The sequence below is a fragment of the Scrofimicrobium canadense genome (assembly GCF_009696615.1).
In the GTDB taxonomy this organism is placed as follows: Bacteria; Actinomycetota; Actinomycetes; order Actinomycetales; family Actinomycetaceae; genus Scrofimicrobium; species Scrofimicrobium canadense.
The window spans coordinates 1-1,462 of record NZ_VULO01000040.1 but is presented as its reverse complement, the minus strand read 5'-3'; the positions used below and the strand labels follow the sequence as shown (position 1 = coordinate 1,462).

The 1,462-nt window shown below is 63.3% G+C and carries 2 protein-coding genes; both read right to left on the bottom strand.

Annotation, left to right across the window (positions count from 1 at the left end; translation table 11 throughout):
- On the bottom strand, positions 1-383 hold a 383-nt coding region (locus tag FYJ24_RS12405; RefSeq protein ID WP_154546731.1), incomplete at its 3' end, for a DEAD/DEAH box helicase.
- Positions 384-445: 62 nt separating this feature from the next.
- Entirely contained in the window at positions 446-1,288 is an 843-nt protein-coding gene (locus FYJ24_RS12400) for a carbohydrate ABC transporter permease (RefSeq protein ID WP_081194773.1), read from the bottom strand.
- Positions 1,289-1,462: the final 174 nt, after the last annotated feature.

Sequence of the window (1,462 nt, the reverse complement as noted above, 5' to 3'; positions counted from 1 at the left end):
CGCATCTGCACGCGCGCCGTGGCCAGCCGCTCGGGCGCGATGTAACGCAGCTCCAGCTCGCCTGCGCGCAGGCGGTTCTCCACCTCCATCGCCTCATGCATCTCGAGGCTGGAGTTGAGGTAGGCGGCGCGCACCCCGTTCTGGATCAGCGCGGCCACCTGGTCCTGCATCAGCGCGATGAGCGGCGAGACCACGATGGCGGTGCCGGCGCGCAGCAGCGCCGGCATCTGATAGCACAGCGATTTGCCGCCGCCGGTGGGCATCAGCACCAGCGCGTCTCCGCCGCCCGTCACGTGCTCGATGATGGCCTGCTGGGGGCCACGAAAGCGCTCAAAGCCAAAGACTTCTTGCAGTACCTTGAGGGCTGCCGGGTCGCCGTGCATCGCTGCTCTCCTTGTCGTGTGCGTGAAGGAGAATTGTCGCACGAAAACACGAGTGAGTTGGGTTAGCGAATCCCCGCTCGTAAAAACGACTGCACGAACTGGCGCTGGAACAGCAGAAAAGCCACCAGCAGCGGCGCAATACTCAGCAGCGTGGCAGCGCTGACGGTGGCCCAGTTGACGCCGGTTTCTGGCGCGGAGAACACGCCCAATCCTACCGTCAGCGGGCGGCTCTCCACGGAGTTGGTCACCACCAGTGGCCACAGGAAGTTGTTCCAGTGGTGGCTGATCGACACCAGCCCGTAGGCCAGATAGGTGGGCTTGGCCAGCGGCACGTAGACCTTCCACAGGATTTCCAGCCAGCCACAGCCCTCGATACGGGCGGCGTCCTCCAGCTCTCGGGGGATGGTCTTGAAGGTCTGACGCAGCAGGAAAATGCCGAAGGCGCTGGCCACGTAGGGCAGGCCAATGCCGGTGATGGTATTGATCAGCCCCAGCTCGCTGGCGATACGGTAGTTTTCGACGATCAGCACTTCGGGAAACACGAACAGCTGAATCAGTACCAGCATGAACAGCAGGTTCTTGCCGGGGATCGGAAAGCGGGCAAAGGCAAAGGCGGCCAGCGTGCAGACCACGAACTGGGCCAGTACCACGCCGGTCACCAGCGCGAAGGTGTTCAGGTAGTAACGCGCAAAGGGGGCCTGGACCCAGGCGTTCGTGAAGTTGTCCAGCGTCAAAGGCGCCAGCAGGTCGAAACGTACCATGTAGGCGGGCGGGTGAATCGCGGCCCACACCGCGTAAAGCAGCGGAAAGATCCAGATCACGGCCAGCAGCCAGGCCGCCAGGGTTTCCAGGCGGGGCAGCGCCAGGGTGCGCCGTGGCGACACCGGAAGAGAGGAGGTGCTCATTGGTAGTGCGCCCTGCGGTCCAGAATCGTGAACTTCAGTGTGGCCACCACCGCCAACACCAGCAGAATGACCACGGTGATGGTGGCCGCCATGGTGCGGTCGAAGAACGAAAAGGCGTTCTCGTAGACGTAATACAGCAGCAGGTTGGTGGCGTTATTGGGCCCGCCCTTGGTC

Coding starts and splice junctions, on each gene's coding strand:
- FYJ24_RS12400 (WP_081194773.1), bottom strand. CDS start 1,288: ATGAGCACCTCCTCTCTTCCGGTGTCGCCACGGCGCACCCTGGCGCTG.